The 20372-nt window shown below is 55.6% G+C and carries 20 protein-coding genes; 9 read left to right on the top strand and 11 right to left on the bottom strand.

All coding sequences use genetic code 11. The features are described from left to right. The first annotated feature begins 11 nt into the window (after nucleotides 1–11). Nucleotides 12–1193 carry a cell wall hydrolase gene (locus tag LKO31_RS00280; protein ID WP_227688086.1) on the top strand — a complete coding sequence of 394 codons (1182 nt, stop codon included), beginning with the start codon at nucleotides 12–14 and terminating at the stop codon, nucleotides 1191–1193. 102 nt (nucleotides 1194–1295) lie between these two features. Here the strand turns inward: LKO31_RS00280 and LKO31_RS00275 are convergent, their stop codons facing one another. The 4 genes from LKO31_RS00275 to cysD form a co-directional block, all read right to left on the bottom strand. Continuing rightward, the gene (locus LKO31_RS00275; protein ID WP_227688085.1) at nucleotides 1296–2432 is read right to left on the bottom strand and encodes a zinc-binding dehydrogenase; all 1137 of its coding nucleotides are present in this window, start codon (nucleotides 2430–2432) and stop codon (nucleotides 1296–1298) included. 121 nt (nucleotides 2433–2553) lie between these two features. Further along, on the bottom strand, nucleotides 2554–3297 hold the full coding sequence (locus LKO31_RS00270; RefSeq protein WP_227688084.1) for a 3'(2'),5'-bisphosphate nucleotidase CysQ: 744 nt from the start codon (nucleotides 3295–3297) through the stop codon (nucleotides 2554–2556). Further along, nucleotides 3294–5201, bottom strand: coding sequence for a sulfate adenylyltransferase subunit CysN (gene cysN / locus LKO31_RS00265; RefSeq protein ID WP_227688083.1), 1908 nt, complete (start codon nucleotides 5199–5201; stop codon nucleotides 3294–3296). Before cysN ends, LKO31_RS00270 begins: the two co-directional genes overlap by 4 nt. After that, nucleotides 5201–6106, bottom strand: coding sequence for a sulfate adenylyltransferase subunit CysD (cysD, locus tag LKO31_RS00260; RefSeq protein ID WP_227688082.1), 906 nt, complete (start codon nucleotides 6104–6106; stop codon nucleotides 5201–5203). The genes cysN and cysD overlap by 1 nt, the downstream gene beginning before the upstream one ends. 208 nt (nucleotides 6107–6314) lie before the next feature. On the opposite strand from cysD, the gene LKO31_RS00255 reads away from it, so the two are divergent. The 3 genes from LKO31_RS00255 (at nucleotide 6315) to LKO31_RS00245 (ending at nucleotide 8124) form a co-directional block, all read left to right on the top strand. Continuing rightward, nucleotides 6315–6572, top strand: coding sequence for a hypothetical protein (locus LKO31_RS00255; protein ID WP_227688081.1), 258 nt, complete (start codon nucleotides 6315–6317; stop codon nucleotides 6570–6572). A gap of 225 nt (nucleotides 6573–6797) precedes the next feature. Then, nucleotides 6798–7250, top strand: a complete 453-nt coding sequence (locus LKO31_RS00250) for a MaoC family dehydratase (RefSeq protein ID WP_227688080.1) — start codon at nucleotides 6798–6800, stop codon at nucleotides 7248–7250. 22 nt (nucleotides 7251–7272) lie between these two features. Beyond that, nucleotides 7273–8124, top strand: a complete 852-nt coding sequence (locus LKO31_RS00245) for an HpcH/HpaI aldolase/citrate lyase family protein (RefSeq protein ID WP_227688079.1) — start codon at nucleotides 7273–7275, stop codon at nucleotides 8122–8124. Nucleotides 8125–8215: 91 nt separating this feature from the next. On the opposite strand, the gene LKO31_RS00240 is transcribed toward LKO31_RS00245, so the two are convergent. The 5 genes from LKO31_RS00240 to hisI form a co-directional block, all read right to left on the bottom strand. Beyond that, the gene (locus tag LKO31_RS00240; RefSeq protein ID WP_227688078.1) at nucleotides 8216–9691 is read right to left on the bottom strand and encodes a phospholipase D-like domain-containing protein; all 1476 of its coding nucleotides are present in this window, start codon (nucleotides 9689–9691) and stop codon (nucleotides 8216–8218) included. A gap of 196 nt (nucleotides 9692–9887) precedes the next feature. Next, nucleotides 9888–11690 (bottom strand): acyl-CoA dehydrogenase C-terminal domain-containing protein, encoded by a 1803-nt coding sequence (locus LKO31_RS00235; protein WP_227688077.1) that lies wholly within the window; start codon nucleotides 11688–11690, stop codon nucleotides 9888–9890. A 69-nt stretch (nucleotides 11691–11759) separates the two neighbouring features. After that, a complete protein-coding gene (locus tag LKO31_RS00230) occupies nucleotides 11760–12182 on the bottom strand; it encodes a MerR family transcriptional regulator (RefSeq protein WP_227688076.1) in 423 nt (140 codons plus the stop codon). 127 nt (nucleotides 12183–12309) lie between these two features. Beyond that, a complete protein-coding gene (locus LKO31_RS00225; RefSeq protein WP_227688075.1) occupies nucleotides 12310–12915 on the bottom strand; it encodes a hypothetical protein in 606 nt (201 codons plus the stop codon). Nucleotides 12916–12943: 28 nt separating this feature from the next. After that, nucleotides 12944–13345: a phosphoribosyl-AMP cyclohydrolase gene (gene hisI, locus LKO31_RS00220; RefSeq protein WP_227688281.1), complete on the bottom strand. Its 402-nt coding sequence runs from the start codon at nucleotides 13343–13345 to the stop codon at nucleotides 12944–12946. 153 nt (nucleotides 13346–13498) lie between these two features. Between hisI and purF the strand changes: the two genes are divergently transcribed. Together purF and LKO31_RS00210 are read left to right on the top strand one after the other, a co-directional pair. Further along, nucleotides 13499–14956, top strand: a complete 1458-nt coding sequence (gene purF / locus LKO31_RS00215; protein WP_227688074.1) for an amidophosphoribosyltransferase — start codon at nucleotides 13499–13501, stop codon at nucleotides 14954–14956. A 5-nt stretch (nucleotides 14957–14961) separates the two neighbouring features. After that, complete coding sequence (locus LKO31_RS00210; protein ID WP_227688073.1) at nucleotides 14962–15687, top strand: SDR family NAD(P)-dependent oxidoreductase; 726 nt, start codon at nucleotides 14962–14964, stop codon at nucleotides 15685–15687. A gap of 112 nt (nucleotides 15688–15799) precedes the next feature. Here the strand turns inward: LKO31_RS00210 and LKO31_RS00205 are convergent, their stop codons facing one another. Continuing rightward, on the bottom strand, nucleotides 15800–17002 hold the full coding sequence (locus LKO31_RS00205) for a serine hydrolase domain-containing protein (protein ID WP_227688072.1): 1203 nt from the start codon (nucleotides 17000–17002) through the stop codon (nucleotides 15800–15802). 53 nt (nucleotides 17003–17055) lie between these two features. After that, the gene (locus LKO31_RS00200; RefSeq protein WP_227688071.1) at nucleotides 17056–18018 is read right to left on the bottom strand and encodes a metal-dependent hydrolase; all 963 of its coding nucleotides are present in this window, start codon (nucleotides 18016–18018) and stop codon (nucleotides 17056–17058) included. Nucleotides 18019–18199: 181 nt separating this feature from the next. Between LKO31_RS00200 and LKO31_RS00195 the strand changes: the two genes are divergently transcribed. The 3 genes from LKO31_RS00195 (at nucleotide 18200) to folK (ending at nucleotide 20343) form a co-directional block, all read left to right on the top strand. Beyond that, entirely contained in the window at nucleotides 18200–19144 is a 945-nt protein-coding gene (locus tag LKO31_RS00195) for an alpha/beta hydrolase (RefSeq protein WP_227688070.1), read from the top strand. Continuing rightward, entirely contained in the window at nucleotides 19141–19632 is a 492-nt protein-coding gene (locus LKO31_RS00190) for an RNA pyrophosphohydrolase (protein ID WP_227688069.1), read from the top strand. Before LKO31_RS00195 ends, LKO31_RS00190 begins: the two co-directional genes overlap by 4 nt. Nucleotides 19633–19788: 156 nt before the next feature. Next, a complete protein-coding gene (gene folK / locus LKO31_RS00185; protein WP_227688068.1) occupies nucleotides 19789–20343 on the top strand; it encodes a 2-amino-4-hydroxy-6-hydroxymethyldihydropteridine diphosphokinase in 555 nt (184 codons plus the stop codon). The last annotated feature ends 29 nt before the right edge of the window (nucleotides 20344–20372 follow it).

Here is a 20372-nt window from a genome sequence, read left to right as displayed (position 1 = left end):
GCGATTTCGGCATGACGCCGAGCAACCCCGATGATGCCAAGCCACTTATGGCAGGGCATGACGTTAGCGGCTGGCTATTTTGGCTAGCCGCTGCGGCGGCTATTGGCGGCGTTCTAAATAGCGTCCCTGCGCCGCAGCAAAGGCTGCCCCAGTCGTCACGGCACCAGTCTCTAGGGCCCATCCACATAGCGCCACCGCGCAACATCATTCCGGCCCCGCCTGCCATGGAATTGGCACCCGTAACACAAGATGATGCACGCAGCCAAAATGCCGCCATACCGCTGGTTACCGCTGGTTTTTCCACGGCCAAAGCCTTTGTTCATTCCGGCAAGGGCGAGGATTTGGCGCGCGCCAATGACTGTATGGCTGCGGCGATGCTCTATGAGGCAGGCGATGATCCTCGCGGCCAATATGCGGTCGGCCAAGTGGTGATTAACCGCGCACGTCATGCGGCCTTTCCAAAATCCATCTGCGGCGTGGTGTTTCAGGGCGCGGAACGGGCAACAGGATGCCAATTTACCTTTACTTGCGATGGCGCCCTCTCGCGCCGATATAGCGCTGCGGCATGGACGCGGGCGCAAAGCCATGCCCGCCAAATGTTGACCGGCAGTATCGCACCCGAAGTAGGCCTTGCCACCCATTATCACACCAATTGGGTACGCCCTTATTGGAGCGATACGCTCAGCAAAATTGCCATTGTTGATACCCATTTATTTTTTCGCTGGCCCGGTTTTTGGGGCACCAGCCCCGCTTTTCGGCATGACGTATCGGGCGTCGAACCCCATATTGCCAAAATGGTGGCGCTGTCCCCCGCCCATGCGGGCACGGCCCTTGCCAGCAATCCCAGCATCATCACCGACGAAGATGCATTATCAGCCGCCAAAGAAGCGAAAATCATCGCTGACCGTAAAGATCAGGGAAAACGCGATACCATTTTGGTGGAATTGGACGCACGGGCGGCGCCAGAAACCTATCTGACCATGGCGCTTCGTCTGTGTGCAGAGCGGCCCTATTGCAAATTGCTGGGCTGGACCAACCCCATGCTCAAACCCAAAAGCGAAGCGATGAGCGACCTAGAACGCGCCGCCATGAGCTTCTCTTACCTGCGCGATGACAGCGCCAGCTTTGAAAAGGCCTTGTGGAATTGCAGCGAATATCGGCGTGATGATATCCGGCAATGTATGAAGCGATAAATTGCGCCTGGTGCCGTGACTAGCGGCAGGACCTAGGCTTGCGACCTTGGCACGAAAAGCAAGGCCGCAAGCAACATTCGATATCATCCGCCGTGGCGGCGTTTACCCATGCGGGCGGATCAAATATTTGTCGCCAGTGCGCTTAGCATTATAGGCCTGCACCACGTCCAATTTCAGCGCGTCGGTCAGGCTGATTTCTTGGGAATAATGGCTTTTGAACGTCGTGGTCAGTTCATTTGCGACCCGTTTGCGCATCCGCGCCACCACCTCTGGCCCCGCCTTGGCCATGAACGGCGTTAGCAAAAAGCCATTGATCGACCAGCTAAAGCCGAAATTGCGGGTAAACTGTGTTGGCCCCATGTCCAATCCGCCGTAAATATATAATTCTTTATAGGCGTCAGAGCCATAGCGGCTGTACACCGTCATGCGTTTAACCGCTGCGGCCTCCATCGCCGTCAAAATTTGCCCGCCCAGCTTGCCACCGCCAATGGCATCAAAGGCCAGCGTTGCGCCGGTTTCGACCAAGGCCGCAATCAATTGCTCCATAAAATCACTGTCTTGGCTGTTCACCACATAACGGCTATCCAGCCCTTTCAGCAATTCCGCCTGCTGTTCGCTGCGAACGATATTGACCAGTTCCAACCCGTCTGCCGCGCAGATTTTCACCAACATTTGGCCCAAATTGCTGGCCGCCGCCGTATGGACCAAGGCCTTGTGACCGCCCGCCTTGGCAACCTCCGTAAAGGCAAGGCTAGTCAGCGGGTTGACGAAGCAAGATGCGCCGTCCTTGGGGTCCGTGTCATCGGGCAATTCCATACACATTTGGACGGGCAAACAGCGATATTCTGCGTAAATTTCCCCGCCCAGCATGGCTACCATCTTGCCGATCAAGGCTTGGGCGTCAGGGTTTTCACCCGCCGCGACCACAATGCCGCAACCTTCATTACCAATTGGCAGCGCGTCGCCCACACGCCCTTGCATGGCGCGCATCCCAGCATCGCTAATATTGGCGCTGATCATCGGCAATCCATTGCGCTCGCCTGCTTTGGCTGTCCCCATATCCGCCGCGCCGACCAACAAGCCTAGATCAGATGGATTAATTGGGGTCGCCAATACCTTGACCAACACCTCATGCGCCTTTGGCCGGGGCATGGGCCGTTCTTCCAAAAACACCTCAAGCTGCCCTTCGGCTTTCACCAAGGTCAGCATGACTTTATGGGTGGCTGGTATGTCGGTCATCTCGTCTCTCTCCCAAATAGCATTTTCTGCGCCAAGGGATATCGAGGGACGAAGGTCATGGCAATGCGGCTGATCTCCCCCCGATCATCCGCACCCCATCCATGGATGCGCCAAATTGAGGTTACGCCCTATATTGCGCCGCAATTTTCACCACATCCTCGGCATATTCTTTGCGGCAAATCAGCAAATCGGGCAGATAGCTATTGCGGTTGTTATAATATAACGGGGAACCGTCGACACGGCTGACATGCAGCCCCGCCGCCGCCGCCACGGCGACTGGAGCGCAATTGTCCCATTCAAACTGGCCGCCCGTGTGCAGATAAATATCCGCCTCGCCGCGCACCACCGCCATGGCCTTTGCCCCCGCAGAGCCCATGGGCAGCAATGTCGCGCCCAGCTTTTCAGCGACAAACACCGCCTCTGCAGCAGGGCGTGTGCGGCTGACCAACATTTTCAACGGCGGCACGCTAGGCGCCAAAGGCCATGCTTCATCGCTGCACAGGGTTTGCGACAATGATGGCAGGGCCACCGCGCCGACCATAGCAACGCCGTCCACCGCCAAGGCGACGTGCACGGCCCAATCGCTGCGTCCCTCGCTATATTCGCGGGTGCCATCCAGCGGGTCAATAATCCACACTCGGCTGGCGGACAGACGCGCTTCGCTGTCTTGCTCTTCCTCCGACAAAATGGCGTCATCAGGGCGCAAGGCTTGCAATTCACGGATCAACATGGCGTTGGCGGCGGCATCCCCCGCATCGCCCAAGGCTTTGCCAGCTAATCCCCCTTCCGCACGCAGCGATAGCAAAATCTGCCCCGCCTCATGCGCCAGCCTTTTGGCCAGCGCATTGTCGCTTATGGCGGTCATGCCGGACCCAGCACATAATCGATGATCCGATCCGCCGCTGCCTCGGCACTTTCCGATGCGGTGTCGATGTGGATTTCCGGTGCCTCGGGCGCTTCATAGGGGCTGTCGATGCCCGTGAAGTTTTTCAACTGCCCCTCGCGTGCCTTTTTATAGAGGCCCTTCACATCGCGGCTTTCCGCCACATCGAGTGCGGTATCGATAAAGACTTCGATAAATTCGCCGTCCTTGAGCATCGAACGAACCAATTCCCGTTCCGCACGGAACGGCGAAATAAACGCCGTAATGACGATCAAACCAGCGTCGGTCATCAGCTTTGCCACCTCGCCCACGCGGCGGATATTTTCCACACGGTCAGCTTCGGTAAAGCCCAGATCCTTGTTCAAACCGTGGCGCACATTGTCGCCGTCCAACAAGAAACTGTGGCGGTTCATGCGGTGCAGTTTCTTTTCGACCAAATTGGCGATGGTCGATTTTCCGCTGCCCGACAGGCCCGTGAACCACAATAAAGCAGGCTTTTGGTTTTTCAGGTCGGCCCGCATATCGCGGCTGATATCGGTGGCCTGCCAATGCACATTTTGGGCGCGGCGCAGACTGAAGTGCAACATGCCCGCCGCGATGGTCGCGTTGGTCATCTTGTCGATCAGAATGAAGCCACCCAATGTGTGGCTGTCGCCATATGGTTCGAACACAATTGGTTTGTCCGTCGCCAAAGCGACCACACCGATGCTGTTCAATTCCAATGTCTTGGCCGCCAAATGCTCCAAGGAGTTGACATTGATTTCATATTTCGGCGCTTGCAAAGTCACAGACACAGTCTGTGTGCCCAATTTCAACCAATAGGCACGGCCAGGGATCATGGCTTCATCCGCCATCCAAACGACCGTTGCCTCGAACTGGTCGGACACCTCTGGCGGGGCATCGGCGACGGCGATGACGTCCCCGCGCGAACAGTCCACTTCGTCCGCCAAGGTCAGCGTCACCGATTGGCCAGCCTTGGCCTCGTCCAAATCGCCGTCCAAAGTGACGATGCGGGCAATGTTGCTGGTCTTGCCGCTGGGCAAGATACGGACGGCATCACCCGGGGCGACACGACCACTGGCGATTTGGCCCGAAAAACCACGAAAATCCAAATTCGGACGGTTCACCCACTGAACAGGCATCCGGAAAGGATGCGCTTCATCGGCGCTGGTGCCGACCTCGACATTTTCCAAATGCTCGATCAGAGCGGGACCTTGATACCAAGGGGTGTTGTCCGACGCAGCAGCAATATTGTCGCCCTTGAAGCCGGAAATCGGGATGGCTTGGAAATTGGTGATGCCAATTTCGCTGGCAAAGGCGCGATAGGACAAGCAAATACGGTCAAATACCTCTTTGCTATAATCCACCAAGTCCATCTTGTTGACGGCCAGCACGATATGCTTGATGCCCAGCAAATGCGCCAAGAAACTGTGGCGGCGGGTCTGGGTCAGAACGCCTTTGCGCGCATCAATCAGGATGATCGCCAGATCGGCCGTCGATGCGCCCGTCACCATGTTGCGGGTATATTGTTCATGCCCCGGCGTATCCGCCACAATGAATTTGCGCTTTTCGGTGGTGAAGAAACGATACGCAACGTCGATAGTGATGCCCTGCTCGCGTTCCGCAGCCAAGCCGTCGACCAGCAACGCAAAATCAATATCTTGCCCCTGCGTGCCGACACGTTTGCTGTCGGCTTCAAGCGCCGCCAATTGATCTTCAAAGATCATCTTGCTGTCATATAGCAAGCGGCCAATCAGCGTCGATTTTCCATCATCCACGCTGCCACAGGTGATGAAGCGAAGCAGAGATTTTTTTTCATGCTGCGCCAAATAAGCGTCGATATCCTCGGCGATCAGCGCGTCGGTAACGTAAACCGGATCCGACATCAGAAATAACCCTCTTGCTTTTTCTTTTCCATGGAGGCGTCTCCGCCATCCTTATCAATCACGCGGCCTTGGCGTTCGCTGGTCGTGGTCAGCAGCATTTCCTGAATGACTTCTGACAAACTGCTGGCGGTACTTTCCACCGCGCCGGTCAAGGGATAGCAACCCAAGGTGCGGAAACGGATCGACCGTTCCACGGGCACTTCGCCGTCATGCAACGGGAAACGTTCGTCATCCACCATCAGCAACATGCCGTCGCGCTCCACGGTCGGGCGCGGCGCCGCGAAATAGAGCGGCACGATGGGGATATTTTCTCGGCTGATATATTGCCAAATGTCCAATTCCGTCCAGTTGCTGATCGGAAACACGCGGATACTTTCGCTCTTGGCCTTTTTCGCGTTGTAAATATTCCACAACTCCGGCCGTTGTTGCTTGGGGTCCCAGCCATGGCTGGCGGTGCGGAATGAAAAAATACGTTCCTTGGCGCGGCTTTTTTCTTCGTCCCGCCGCGCACCACCAAAGGCCACGTCAAAACCATATTTGTCGAGCGCCTGCTTCAACCCTTCGGTTTTCCACATGTCGGTGTGCAGCGGGCCATGGTCAAAGGGGTTAATGCCCCGCTCGGCGGCTTCGGGATTTTGATAAACGATCAATTCCATACCGCTTTCGCGGGCCATACGGTCGCGCAGTTCATACATGGCTTTGAATTTCCATGTTGTGTCGACGTGCAGCAACGGAAATGGCGGCGGCGAAGGATAAAAAGCCTTACGCGCCAGATGCAGCATTACCGCGCTGTCTTTACCAACGCTGTAAAGCATCACGGGATTGGTGGCATCGGCCATCACTTCGCGCATGATGTGAATAGATTCGGCTTCCAGCCGGTCCAAGTGGGTCATTGCTTCGCTCATCGGTGTGAATTGCAACCAGCGATGCCGTCAATCAAGCTGAATGGCCTTTCATCGCCCAAAGCCTGCCTTTCACCCCGCCCCCATTGCAGCCTCTCCACTTGCCCCGCGTTACCACGAATAAGGGCCGCAAAAGCGGCACTTTGAGCGTCAAGACATAGCCACATAAATGGACGCAAAAGAATAATAAAAATAGAAGGAAGGGCCGGACATGCTCGACATATTGCAATATTATGGAGCGATCAGCGGTGTCGTCGCCGCCTTGATGATCGCCATGAATTTGGGTGAACGGTGGACCGGCATCGCCTTTATCATCTTCGTCAGCAGCAGCCTGTCCCTTCTTCTTTGGGGGTTTTTGCAAGACGATAGCGACGGCATTGGGATGCAGAATGTCGCGCTCTTGTTCATCAACGGCTTTGGCGTTTATCGTCACCTGTTCGCCAAGCGGACGCCGACCGCATCAGAATGATTTAGAATTTTTGGATATCCCGCGCTGCCGTGCAATCCCCATGGCGCAAGCTACCGACAAAATGCGATTGATGGTCGTCTAGCTGATGCCCCCGCATATTTGACCAATTCGTCACAATATTGCTGGATTTACCGCTTGGGCTTGATGCCAAGCTTCATTACATCATGCCAAGCGCTGGCTGAATGCCATAGCAGTTCAGAGAAGAGACAGATTAAAGGAAAAAACATGGCTGGCCGTTTCTTTGACCAATGGTCCATTGGCGATATGATCGAACATGATATTCGGCGCACCGTGACGGAAACCGACAATTTGTTATTTTCGACCATGACCCACAATCCCCAGCCACTGCACTTGGATGTGGAAGCCGCCAAGGCATCAGAATTTGGGCAGATTTTGGTCAACGGAACCTTTACATTCAGCCTGATGATCGGCTTGTCGGTGGGCGACACCACCTTGGGCACATTGGTTGCCAATTTGGGTTATGATAAGCTGGTCATGCCGCATCCGGTTTTTCTGGGCGATACACTTTACGCCACCAGCGAAGTGATCGCCTTGAAAGAAAGCAAGTCGCGTCCCAATGCGGGCATCGTGACCTTTTTGCACCGTTGTATTAACCAACGGGGCCAGATCGTCTGCCAAAGCGAACGCAGCGCGCTGATCAAGCGCCATGCATCATAATTGAACTGAGTGAGGAAGCCCCATGAGATTGCGCAGCCTGTTGTTCGTACCCGGCGATCGTCCCGAACGGTTTGAAAAGGCAGCGGCATCTGGAGCCGATGCCATTATTTTGGATTTGGAAGACAGTGTTTCCCTGTCTAACAAAGAGAAAGCACGCGCGGCCATAGCCGATTATCTGTCCGGCGAGCGGCAGACCTTTACCTTGGTCCGTGTCAACCCGCTCGATAGCCATTTCACCGCTGCCGACGTCGCAGCAGTCATTGGTGCGCGGCCCGATGCCATCATGTTGCCCAAAGCCGATGGAGCATCCAGCATCGCGCAATTGGACACAATCTTACGCAGCGAAGGCGCAGCCGATGCATCCTTGCCCGCGATTTTGCCAATCGCGACCGAGACGCCGCAGGCCATTTTCACCCTTGGCAGCTACCGCGAAGTGAAGGACAGGCTGCTGGGCCTGACATGGGGCGCCGAAGACCTGCCCGCCGCCATCGGCGCGTCCACGTCCCGCGAAGCAGATGGCAGCTATACCGCCCCCTATCAACTGGCGCGTTCTTTGACGCTGTTCGCCGCGCACGGCGCGGGCACAGCGGCGATTGATACCGTATTCCCAGCGATTAAGGACGCAGAAGGTCTGGCCCGCTATGCCGCAACGGCGCGGCGGGATGGTTTTACCGGCATGATGGCTATTCACCCATCCCAAGTGGAGCCCATCAACGCCGCCTTCACGCCCAGCACCGAGGAATTGCAACGCGCCCACGCCATTGTCGAGGCATTCAACAACAACCCGGGCGCAGGCGTACTGCAAATTGACGGCAAGATGATCGACGCGCCGCATTTAAAGCAAGCGCGCCATATCTTGTCGTTGGCGGACTAGGGCTTGTCGCTGGCGAACGCGGGCCGAACAGGGCCGTATGGCGGCGGCCCTATTCTTAAAGCGGCGTCAACGCCCTCGCTCTAACCTAGTATTATTTCATATAGCGACGGCCAAAGCGCCGCCGGAAATAGCTTTTTACGCCATGCTCGCCCGGTGCTTCGAAAACGGCGTCGGGCCGTGTCGGATCCAGCAGTTCGTTATTGGCAATAAATTCGTCCAAGGGCCCGGGCTGTTCCAAATCCAGCCACTCCAGCGTTTTTCCATCACCGCTCAGCGTCTCGATCACCTTTGCGAGCGAGCCTGTTTCGCCATACAGGCGCGAAATTTCGCTGGGGGATACATGCAAGTGCTCGGCCAATAAATTTTCACGCAGCGCCTTGATACGTGGCGGAGTGTCCGCGTTGGCGGGCAAGGCCGCGTCAATGGTCACGTCGCATTCGCTATCCAGTCCCATAGACCGATTGTTCAAATTGGCCGACCCGATGCGCAGCAAGCGGTCATCCATCACCGCAACCTTGGCATGAACATAGATTGGCGCGCCGCCCTTGGTGTGAGGAACATAAATGCGGAAATTCTTGCCATATTTGGACTTGGCGATTTCGCGCACCAGCATCACCCGCGCGCCATCCATGGCCTTTTGCTCCAGCCAGCCGTCACCCTTTTCTGGCATCACCATGATAAATTCCGGCGGATTTTCTTCGTTCAATCGCTCGGCAATGGCCGCCGCTATCTTGCCGCTGGAGAAATATTGATTTTCAAAATAAAGGAATTTTTCGGTCGCCATGATCATATCGATATAGAGTTGCTCAATCTCCCGCAGTTCCGACACGTCGCCATATTCCGCGCGGGTGCGCGATATGGCGACGTCCACATTCTCAAAGTCCGGCGTCAAATCCTTGGGCCAATTTTCGCCGTCCTGCCGCAGCGGCGTCAATTCCTCTTTGGTCGCTCGTTTCCAACGCTCTTTGCCCAAATCCGCCAAGGCTCCGCCAATCGGCCCCGCTAGCAACATGGTAACATCATGCCATGGCTCATAAGCTTTGCCATTGGGCTGGACCCGCAAGGGATCATCATCCTTATGCTCAGGCGTGTCCCAGCGCCGGTCAGCCACATCAATACCGCCGCACACGGCCAGATGATCGTCAAACACCGCCACTTTTTGATGGTGACTGCACCCCAAGGGATGCGCGCTATCCAGCCGGAACCGAATGGATTTGGTCATTTTCCAGCGCAGCACCGTTGATACAATGGTGGGGGAAAAAAATTGTTTTAAGCCGCCAAAATTCCAGCGCAAAATATCAATATCGCGGTTCGGTTTATCCTTGGCCAAACGCAGCAAAAACTTCCCCAAGGACTGGGCCTTGCCACTGGCGGTGGGTTTCAGGGCGATACGGGGGTCAAAATCCCAGCCGATCAGCAAAATCCGCTCCCGCGCATTTTGCATCAGCCCCTCAAGCAACGCATAATAGTCGGCGGCATCGACAATCATTTTGGCGCTATCGGCCCGCTCAATACGCCAGCAATTGCGCCCCTGCTGAACCACAGGTTGCAATATCTTGTCCGCCATGCCGCTGTTCCCTCCGCTTATTATCGTCACGCCGCCTGTATACTGCGGCGATAGATCCTGTTTTTTGTCCAATGGTTAAATAGCGCGTCCGGTTGCAGGGAATAAGAGGATAAACAGAAAAAGCCGCCACTTGCGTGAATGCAAGTGGCGGCTTTTTTATTATCATGCCGCACGCATAGCATGAGCGGGCAGCCAATCAGGCAAGGTGGAATTGCTCTGGCGTCAGAGCCATCATCGTTTCGCTTCCAGCCTCAATTTTGCGTCGCAGCGCACCAGCGTCCGGCAAAAAGCGTTCCGCAAAATAACGTGCCGTAATCAGCTTCGCCTGATGATAAGCCGCATTGCCGCGCCCATCATCCAGCGCCTTTTGCGATGCTTCAGCCATGCGCACCCACATCAGGCCCAAGGCCACATGGCCCATGATATGCATATAATGATGCGCACCCGCGCCGATATTATTGGGGTTGGCCATGCCATTTTGCATGAACCACATGGTCGCGGCCTTCAGCTCACCATTGGCTTTTTCCAGCTTTCCGGCCAAATCGGCGATGGCCGGTTTGGACTTGGCCGCAGCGCATTCCGCATCGACGATGGCGAAAAAGGCTTGGATGGCACGGCCACCATTTTGCGCCAATTTGCGGCCAACAAGGTCCATCGCCTGAACGCCATTGGCTCCTTCATAAATCATCGTGATACGGGCATCGCGCACATATTGGCTCATCCCCTGCTCTTCGATATAGCCATGACCGCCGAAGACCTGTTGCGCGTTGGTGGCTACATCATAGCCTTTGTCGGTGCCATAGCCTTTGATGACGGGCGTCAGCAGACTGACCAGATCATCGGCCATTTGCCGATCCTCTTCGCTGGCCGCCATATGCGCCAAATCAACTTGCAACGCCCCCCACAGGGCCAAAGCACGCAGCCCCTCGACCGTGGCTTTCCCGTCCATCAACATACGGCGCACGTCGGGATGGACGATCAATGGGTCGGCTTTTTCTTGTGGGTCTTGCGGGCCGGTCAAGGCGCGGCCTTGGCGGCGGTCTTTGGCATATTCCACCGCATTTTGATACGCGATTTCGGCCTGCGCCAACCCCTGTATCCCCACGCCCAAGCGCGCAGCGTTCATCATGATGAACATGGCGGCCAGGCCCTTATTTTCATCGCCAACCATCCAGCCGGTCGCGCCATCATAATTCATCACACAGGTGCTGTTGGCGTGAATGCCCATCTTATGTTCAATTGAACCGCAGACCGCGCCATTGCGCTCTCCCAAAGACCCGTCATCCTTTACAAGAAATTTTGGCACTAAAAACAAAGAAATGCCCTTGACGCTGTCGGGGGCATCGGGTGTTTTGGCCAGCACCAGATGGATGATATTTTCGGTCAGGTCATGTTCGCCGGACGAAATAAAGATTTTCGTTCCACTGATCGCATAGCTGCCGTCGCCATTGGGCACAGCGCGTGTGCGGATCAGGCCCAAATCCGTCCCGCAATGCGGTTCGGTCAGGTTCATCGTACCGCCCCATTCACCGGACACCATCTTGGGCACATATTTCGCCTGAAGTTCTGCCGAGCCTTTGACCAAAATCGCTGAAATCGCGCCCTGCGTCAGGCCAGGGTACATGGCAAAAGCTTGGTTGGCCGACATACGAAATTCTTCGGCCGGAAAACCCACCACATGGGGCATGGCTTGGCCGCCAAAAGCCTCTGGCTGGGTCAATTGGGTCCAGCCCGCCTCGATAAATTGTTGATACGCCTCTTTGAAACCGGCGGGTGTGGTGACAGACCCATCAGCGTGGCGGGTGCACCCCTCTAGGTCGCCGGACTGGTTCAGCGGGAACAGTATCTCTTCACAAAATTTCCCTGCTTCGGTTAAAACCGCTTCGACCATATCCGGCGTTGCGTTGGCAAAGCCGGGCAAGTCCGCATATTGTTCAATCCGCAGCACATCGTTGAGCAGGAACAACATATCCTGAACAGGCGCGCGATACACAGGCATAATTCTTCCTTCCGCAAAACCAGCTATTGGCATGCGGAACCGGACAGGCACCAAATCAGCTTGGTGGTCTTACTGGCCCGCGTCTGCCATTTTTACAGTTGTGATGAATCGTGTGAGCTCATCTACAGCACTGTCAATATCGTCCCGTTGACGCTGTAGCAACTCTATCCGTTGCTCGCATTTTTCAATCGTGACCTGACGTTGCAATTTACGGCCGTCACCCACGTCATAAAGGTCAATCATTTCACGGATATCGGCCAGACTAAAGCCTGTGCGCTTGGCCCGCAAAATCCATGCCAGCCGTGCGCGGTCGCGTTTGGAATAAATGCGTGACAAACCCTTACGAGACGGGCTAATCAGCCCCTCATCCTCGTAAAAGCGAAGTGCACGAGCTGTCACGCCGAACTCGGTCGAGAGATCCGTGATCGAAAATTGTTCGCGCCCCAAATGGTCGGGCGTATCGATATGGGCGTGGCCGTATTCGTCGGTCATAAATTTCAGATTAGTTTCCGTTGACGTGAACGTCAAGGCGCATAGAGAGCCCAGCTGTAATTTTCATACAAAAAACATTAGGCCCAGCCCTGCTGCCCATGATTATTTCGACATAACAAAATGGTAGCTAGATTTTACAAGCCATATCCATACGGCCATCGGCCCGTCGCATACGCAATATGACCGCTTCATCCTGTGACCAACTGGTCCGATCCAGCTCTGCCCCCGCCAAATCCACGCGGCCAGCACATAAAGCAGAGCAACTTGCAGGAAAATGCGCAGGAAAAATCAGCTGATCGCCCTGCTCCGCCGCCAATATTGCGCAATTTTCCAGCCCTTGGAACCGAAGCGTCCAATGATGCGGCACATCGGGTCCGCCGTCCCCTTGCCGATCACCCCCGTCTTTGGCGGCGCGGCGCAAGGTGCCACGCGTTAAACAACTGCCCCCATCCTTCGCCCGAAGCTCCATGGCAAAGCGCCATTCATGCGCTAGGCTTGCCGCGCTTGCCGAGCTTGGCATTGCCGTCACGCACATACGGTCGCGCCCGTCGCCATTGCGGCGTTCAAAAATACCAACGGGTTCAGCCTGTTCGCCGCCGAGCAGCCCGCGCTGCGATGCAGCTTGTTCCAATTGCTGGCCGCCGCGACCAACCATCTCGTCTGATTTCTTGTCGCTGCAGGAGGCAACCGCCAATGATGCGGCCAGCCCGCCGATCAAACATAGGCCGAGCATCCTTGATCTGGAATCAACGTTGCGCATATCAACTATGCGGTGCAGCCTGATCGGAACAGGGCGGCGCATCGACAAAGGTCAGCGATCCATCGGCGTTCAACCGGCGGTAAAAGCAGGAAAGGCGGCCTGTGTGACACGATGGCCCCGCCGGACGCACGCGGACCAGCAAAGCGTCCTGATCACAATCCACCAGCATTTCGACCAGCGTCAGCCCGTTGCCCGAGGTTTCGCCTTTGCGCCACATGGCTTGGCGTGACCGTGACCAGAAATGCACCTGCCCGCTTTCAAAACTCAAGTCGATGGCTTGCTGATTCATATGGGCCACCATCAACAAACTGCCGTCGTCGGCGTCTGTCACTATGGCGGTTACCAAACCAGCCGCATCAAAACGGGGCAGAAATTGATCTGCATTGTCGCGCTTTTCGTCCATAAATTGGCCCATAAACGATATCTTCTGTCCCTGTCATCCAATACGGCAACATATTGGGTAACATAAATGCAAAAAAGCGGCCTTCTGGGGGGAGACATTTGCATTTGCCATGCCTATATGCCCCCCAACATCTTCCCCTGCCCTGGATTGATAATGCTAACGACTCATCCCTTCGATGACGACAAGCTCCGCGAGGAGTGTGGCGTCTTTGGCATTCATGGAGCGGACGGCGCGGCCGCAGTGGTCGCGCTGGGCCTTCATGCCCTTCAACATCGCGGACAGGAGGCTGCTGGTATAACGGCCTTCGACGGCGAAGGCTTTGACACCCATCGTGCCATGGGTCAGGTCGCCGGTAATTTTGACCGCGACGATATTATGAGCCAATTGGAAGGCGCATCGGCCATCGGTCATGTGCGCTATTCGACCACAGGCGAAACGGCGCTGCGCAATGTCCAGCCCTTGTTCGCGGAATTGTCGACCGGTGGTTTCTCCATCGCCCACAATGGCAATATTTCCAATGCTGGCGCCCTGCGCAAAGACTTGGTTCGTCGCGGCGCGATTTTCCAATCGACCAGCGATACCGAAGTCATTTTGCATTTGGTCGCGACATCCAGCTATCGCACCTTGCTCGACCGTCTGATTGATGCGTTAAAGCAGGTCGAAGGCGCTTATTCGCTGATCGTCTTGACCGCCGAAGGCATGATTGGTTGCCGCGACCCCTTGGGCATTCGCCCCTTGGTGCTGGGCAAGCTGAATGGTGCTTATTTGCTGGCGTCAGAAACCGTCGCCTTTGACGTGGTTGGCGGCGAATTTATCCGGTCCGTTGAACCGGGTGAAATGGTCATCATTCGTGACGGCCAATTAACCTCCATTCGTCCATTCCAAGATCAATCGGCCCGTCCGTGCATCTTTGAATATGTCTATTTCTCGCGTCCCGACAGCATTGTTGATGGCACCAGCGTCTATTCGGTTCGCAAGGCCATTGGCGCAGAACTGGCCCGCGAAAATATCGTCGATGCTGATCTGGTCATTCCCGTTCCCGACAGCGGCACCCCTGCGGCCATCGGCTATGCGCAGGAATCGGGCATTCCCTTTGAATTGGGCATCATTCGGTCGCACTATATCGGGCGCACCTTCATTCAGCCCAGCGACAAGGTTCGCCACTTGGGCGTCAAGCTGAAGCATAACGCCAATCGTGCCTTGATCGAGGGCAAGCGGGTCGTTTTAATTGACGACAGCATTGTGCGCGGCACCACCAGCCTGAAAATTGTGCAGATGATGCGCGACGCGGGCGCCGCCGAAGTGCATATGCGAATTGCCAGCCCACCGACATCGCACAGCTGCTTTTATGGCGTAGACACGCCGGAACGCGAAAAATTGCTGGCAGCCCAGATGACGGTCGAGGAAATGGCCAAGTTCATCCATGCTGACACATTGTCATTCCTGACCATCGACGGCCTGTATCGCGCTTTGGGCGAAGCAGGACGCAATGAGGGCACGCCGCAATATTGCGACGCCTGTTTCACCGGCGACTATCCGACCCGCTTGACCGATTTTGACGATCAACGCGGCGCGGACAATTTCTCCCTTCTCGCAGAACGGACGGTCTAAGCATTATGACATCGGTATCGCAAGATTTGGCGGGTCAAATCGCTCTCGTCACCGGCGCAAGCCGTGGCATTGGTGAAGCCATTGCCTATTCGCTTGCGATACGCGGTGCGCATGTTGTGATCACCGCCCGTACCGCTGGCGGGTTAGAAGATTTGGAAGACCGCATCCACAATGCGGGCGGCAGTGCGACCATCGCGCCGCTGGACCTAACCGATGGCGACAGTATTGCACGACTGGCCGCTGCGGTTGCGGAACGGTGGAACAAGCTGGACATGCTGGTGCTGAACGCCGCCATGTTGGGCACATTAACCCCCGTTGCCGCCATTGACGGCAAGGAATTCAACCGCACGCTGACCCTAAATTTGATCGCCCAGCAGGCCTTGATCGCCAATTTCGATCCCCTGCTGCGCCGTTCGGATGCCGGAAAATTGCTGGCGCTGACCAGCAGCGTCGCCAGCGAACCCCGCGCTTATTGGGGAGCCTATGCGGCGTCCAAAGCGGCGCTGGAAACGCTGATCATCAGCTATGGCGCGGAAATGCGGAACATTTCTACATTGCGTACGGCCATTTTAAACCCTGGTGCCACCCGCACCGCAATGCGCGCCCGCGCCTATCCCGGCGAAGACCCCGCCAGCATCAAAAACCCCGAAGCGGTGGGCGAATATGTGGCAGCGCGCATGATCGAGGGGTTCGACAGCACGGCCCGTTTCACCCTGCCCAAGGTGATGTAAACCGGCTATTCCAGCTTTCGGATCTAGAATGAAAAACCCCGCCACAGCAATGATGGCGGGGTTTTTCGTTGCCCCATACCGGATATTGGATGCCGGAAAATCGGCGCGCAGCTTAGCGCGCCTCGGCGTCCAATGTGGCTTGTATAAATTTATAAAATTGCTGGCGCTGTTCGCCAACGCCTTCATGGTCCGTGGCCTTGGGCCAATTGCCATTGCTGGCGATCACCAATTTGCGCTTGGGATCAATAAAAATACCCTGCCCAAAAATACCCTGCGCCGCATAGCTGCCATCCGCATAGGTCCACCATTGATAGCCATAGCCACGATCCGGCACGCCAATATTATAATATCCCGTCACCGCTTCGGAAAACCAATTGTCCGGCACCACTTGCTTGCCGCCCGCCACGCCGCCGCCCAAGGTGAATTGCCCCAAGCGCGCATAGTCGCGAAGGCTGGCAGAGATACAGCAACCGCTTACCTCATGCCCCGACGCGCCGAGCATCCACATAGCATCCATTTCCATGCCATAGGGTTTCCAGACTTTCTCTGTCAGATAGTCCGCCAGCGTTTTTCCGGTCGCGCTGCTGACCAGCACACCGATTAAGTTCGTCTCTCCGGTATTATAATTCCACACCGTTCCCGGTTTGGCGGCGCGGGGCAGCTTTTTCATATAGGTAACGGTTACATCCTCCCCCGCTACGGCTTGCTGCAAATTAAACTGCGCCACATCGCTTTTGGGGTCCTCATAATCTTCGTTCCAGCGCACGCCCGACGACATGGTCAGGACTTGCCGAACGCTGACCCCATCATAAGCCGATCCTTTCAGGGCGGGGATATATTGGGTCACATCATCATCCAGCGATCGAATATATCCATCTTTCACCGCTGCACCCACCAGCGTCGACGTGAAGCTTTTGGCGACGGAAAAGCTGGTCCAGCGCTTGTCCGCCGAAAAGCCCAAGGCATATTTTTCCAACCTGACCTTGCCGTCAACCAAGATGATCAAACCGGCGTGGCGCTGGTTGGCCATATAGGCATCCACATTGATCGCTAGCGGCTCGCCAGCCGGCAGCGGATAAGGCGTACCACCCGCCTTGATGATATTCATCGGGACGTTGGGCAGATGCTCCATCGCCTGAAACGCCTGATCGCGCACAACTTGGCTCCAGAATAACACGTTCAAATCCTTTGGCATATCTGTGTCCCCTTGCTGCGCGATTTGACTTTGCTGGTCAGCCGCCTGCGCCATTACAGGCGATGCGTTCAAGGCCATGCTACTGCCCACCAGCATCCATGCTGCGATCCATTTTCTCATTCACCCTCTCCCTGTTAATTTTATTTTTTATCAATATATTTCAGTATATTAATTTAGTCCCCTAAAATCACTTGAAAGCGTGTTTTGGCGCGTTCATCATGATATCGCTGATCCCGCAACACCATGGCGCCATTTGGGCTGTCTTCCTCAATCAACGGCATGCGGGCCCAGAATAAAAAGGCCCGCGCGTCCGCATTGCCAGCCAACCATCGGGCCAGACGCGGGTCATCCATATGCGTCGATGTAACGGCCGCATTCAACATCAACCCTCGCCCCAATTCATAGGTCCCGCTGCCATAAGCCAAGCCATCGCGCCAAAAAATGTCGCGCCTCCAAAATGCGATGGGCGGCGGACTGGCGACAGTCAGCGTGTCCGCATGACCCGCCGCCGCCAACTGGCTTTTCGCTTCGCGCTCTGCATGATGTGTGATCAGTGCATTGCCCAATATATAGGCACACACCGCCAAAAAGCCGCCCAAGGCGGTTCGCCGCCAACGTGCATCCCCACGCTTTTCCTGCTTAAGCGACCGCCACAGCAAGCCCCCCAACACCAGCCAAATCCACAGGTCGATGATGAACAAAGTGTCGCCATAAAACCATGTCGATGAAAATGGCTCCAGCAAACGGACGCCATAATTGTTCATCCAATCGAGCATCGGATGGCTGAGGCACCCCAAATAGGTCAAGGCCAGCAACCAGCCTTTATGAATGGGCAGACGATCCGCAGGCCGTTTGCCACGCCGCGATTGCCAATGATCAACGCCCAGCATGATGCCCCACAAGATGATCGGCAATATCAGCATGGCCAGCGGCCCATGGGTTATCCCGCGCCGCATCGACAGACTTTCGATGCCATAGACCACACAGCTTGCGTCAATGTCGGGCAAATTGGCGGCGATGATCAGCGTGGGCATCGCGAGCCCCGTCTTTTTCTTGAGACCGGCCTGACCCAAAATCGCGCCGAACAGGCTGTGCGTTAAATTATCCATGTCCAAGGGATAGGGTGTAAAATTCAAAAATCATCCGAAAAATCGGCTCATCAAGCGAATGGATTACCCGCCAACTCCTATGCCCCCTTATAATATCACCATAATATTGCGGGCATTCAAAAATATATCGTGCTGATGTTTTGTCCATTGAACTGTGCAGCCATTCCAGAATAGCTTCGTCGCAACCTAAAATAATGAGGGATGAAAAATGGCGGAGAGCAAATACCATTATACGCGGCCTGATGTGGCGGCATTTCTAACCTATCTGAACGGTCAGGATGGCCCCAAGATGGAGGATGTGCCAGTCGAGGTTGCGCGCCAAATGTTTCGTGCCATGGGCCAATTGGCCGACATGCCACGCGGCGACATCGCCAAGGTCGAAGACTTCATCATCCCTGGTCCCGCTGGCGATATAGCCATTCGCGCCTATGACAACCGCCCCGAGCGCCCCGCCGGACCCGTGATGGTCTTTTATCATGGCGGCGGCTGGGTCATCGGCGATTTGGACAGCCACGATCCCTTCTGCGCCGAAGCCGCACGGATTTTGGACATTCCGGTCTATGCCGTCGATTATCGCATGGCCCCCGAACATCCTTTTCCTGCCGCCCCAGAAGATTGCGAATATGCGACCCGCTGGATTGCCGAAAACCGTCCGTGCACGGGTTTGATTTTGTGCGGCGAAAGCGCGGGCGGCAATCTGACCATCGTCACCGGCCTCGCCTTGCGTGACAATCCGGCCAACATACCCGTATTGGCGCTTCACCCCATTTACCCTGCCACATCATCGCGCACCGATTGGGATAGCTTCCGCGATTTCGCCGAAGGGCATTTATTGACCGCCAGCAGCATGGCATGGTTTGGCGAACAATATGCCCCCGAGCCTAGCGACCGGCGCTATTCCCCTCTGGACTTCCCTGCCGATGGCCTGCCGCCGACCTTGCTCGTTACCGCTGGCCTAGACCCGCTGCGGGACCAAGGGCGCGCCTATGCCGCAAAATTGATCGAGGCTGGCGTTCCCACCACTTATCGGGAGGCAAAAGGCAATATTCACGGCTATATCAACCTGTCGCAGGCGATTCCCAGTAGCTTGGATGATATTCGCGGCGCCTTAAATGTTTTGAAATCTATGATAGCGGAAACCATAAATCGATGAGCGACTTTGACCACCTTCCCTTTCGCCCATGCGCGGGTGTGATGCTGGTAAATGACGAAGGGCGGGTATTTGTTGGCCAACGCGTCGATTCCCCTAGCGAGGCATGGCAAATGCCCCAAGGCGGCATCGACAAAGGCGAAGAAGCAGAAACCGCCGCCTTGCGCGAACTGCAAGAGGAAACGGGCGTCGACCCAAAACTGGTCAGCGTCATTGCCCGCAGCAAGGCCGAGCATTTTTATGATCTGCCTGTTGAACTGAAAGGGAAAATTTGGGGCGGAAAATATCGCGGTCAACGCCAGACTTGGTTTTTGTTGAAATTCAACGGCAGTGATGCCGATATCAATATCGAGACCGAGCATCAGGAATTCCGATCATGGCGCTGGTCCGATCTGGATGACCTAGAGGCGCTGATTGTCCCCTTCAAGCGCGAACTTTACCAAGCGGTCATCCAAGAATTTACACCATATTTAAATAGCTTAACACAATAATTGAAACTATTCTACAAAGCGGCACGGCATCGTCTGTGCCGCTTTTTTTTTTGTGTTGGGGTATCAAGACAGGTCACACCCCATCACCCTATCTGTCCAAATGTCTGGCCAACCACCGCGCTGGCGCATTCGCCAAATTTTGGCTAATTGCATATCATGTCCTCGCCATCGCCTTCCTCCACATCCTTACCGTCAAACGGTCCCAAATCGCCTGCCCCTTTGGCGCTTTACGCCATCGGCTTGGGCTCCAATCGCCGCCATCCCATTTTTGGCGATCCACGCGCTATTTTGGTCGCAGCGGTAGAAGCCTTGCAAAATGATGTCGTTGAAATTGTTGATACCAGCCCGATCATCAACAGCGCACCCATTGGCCCATCCCGCCGCCGCTATGCCAATGCCGCGATTTTGATCGCCTCCCCCCTCTCTCCGCCAGAATTATTGCGTCATCTCAAGGCCATCGAATCTCTATTCGGCATTCGGCGCGGTCAAAGATGGAGTTCGCGGGTACTGGACCTCGATATATTGCTTTGGTCCGAGGGAATATGGAGCGATGATCAGCTAAACATCCCGCATCGTGAAATGATCGGCAGAAATTTTGTCCTCTCTCCATTGGCCAAAATCGCCCCAAAATGGCGGCATCCGCTGCTTCATCGGAACATTCGTCAAATTTTATCGCAACTTCTTCGTCGTTACCCTGTTGACCAAAGATGAAAGTCCCTCTAGTGCGCCTCTCACCACAG

This window comes from Sphingopyxis yananensis (assembly GCF_020687785.1).
GTDB lineage: Bacteria > Pseudomonadota > Alphaproteobacteria > Sphingomonadales > Sphingomonadaceae > Sphingopyxis > Sphingopyxis yananensis.
Note: the sequence above shows the minus strand (reverse complement) of the source record. Positions and strands in the feature narration are given on the sequence as shown.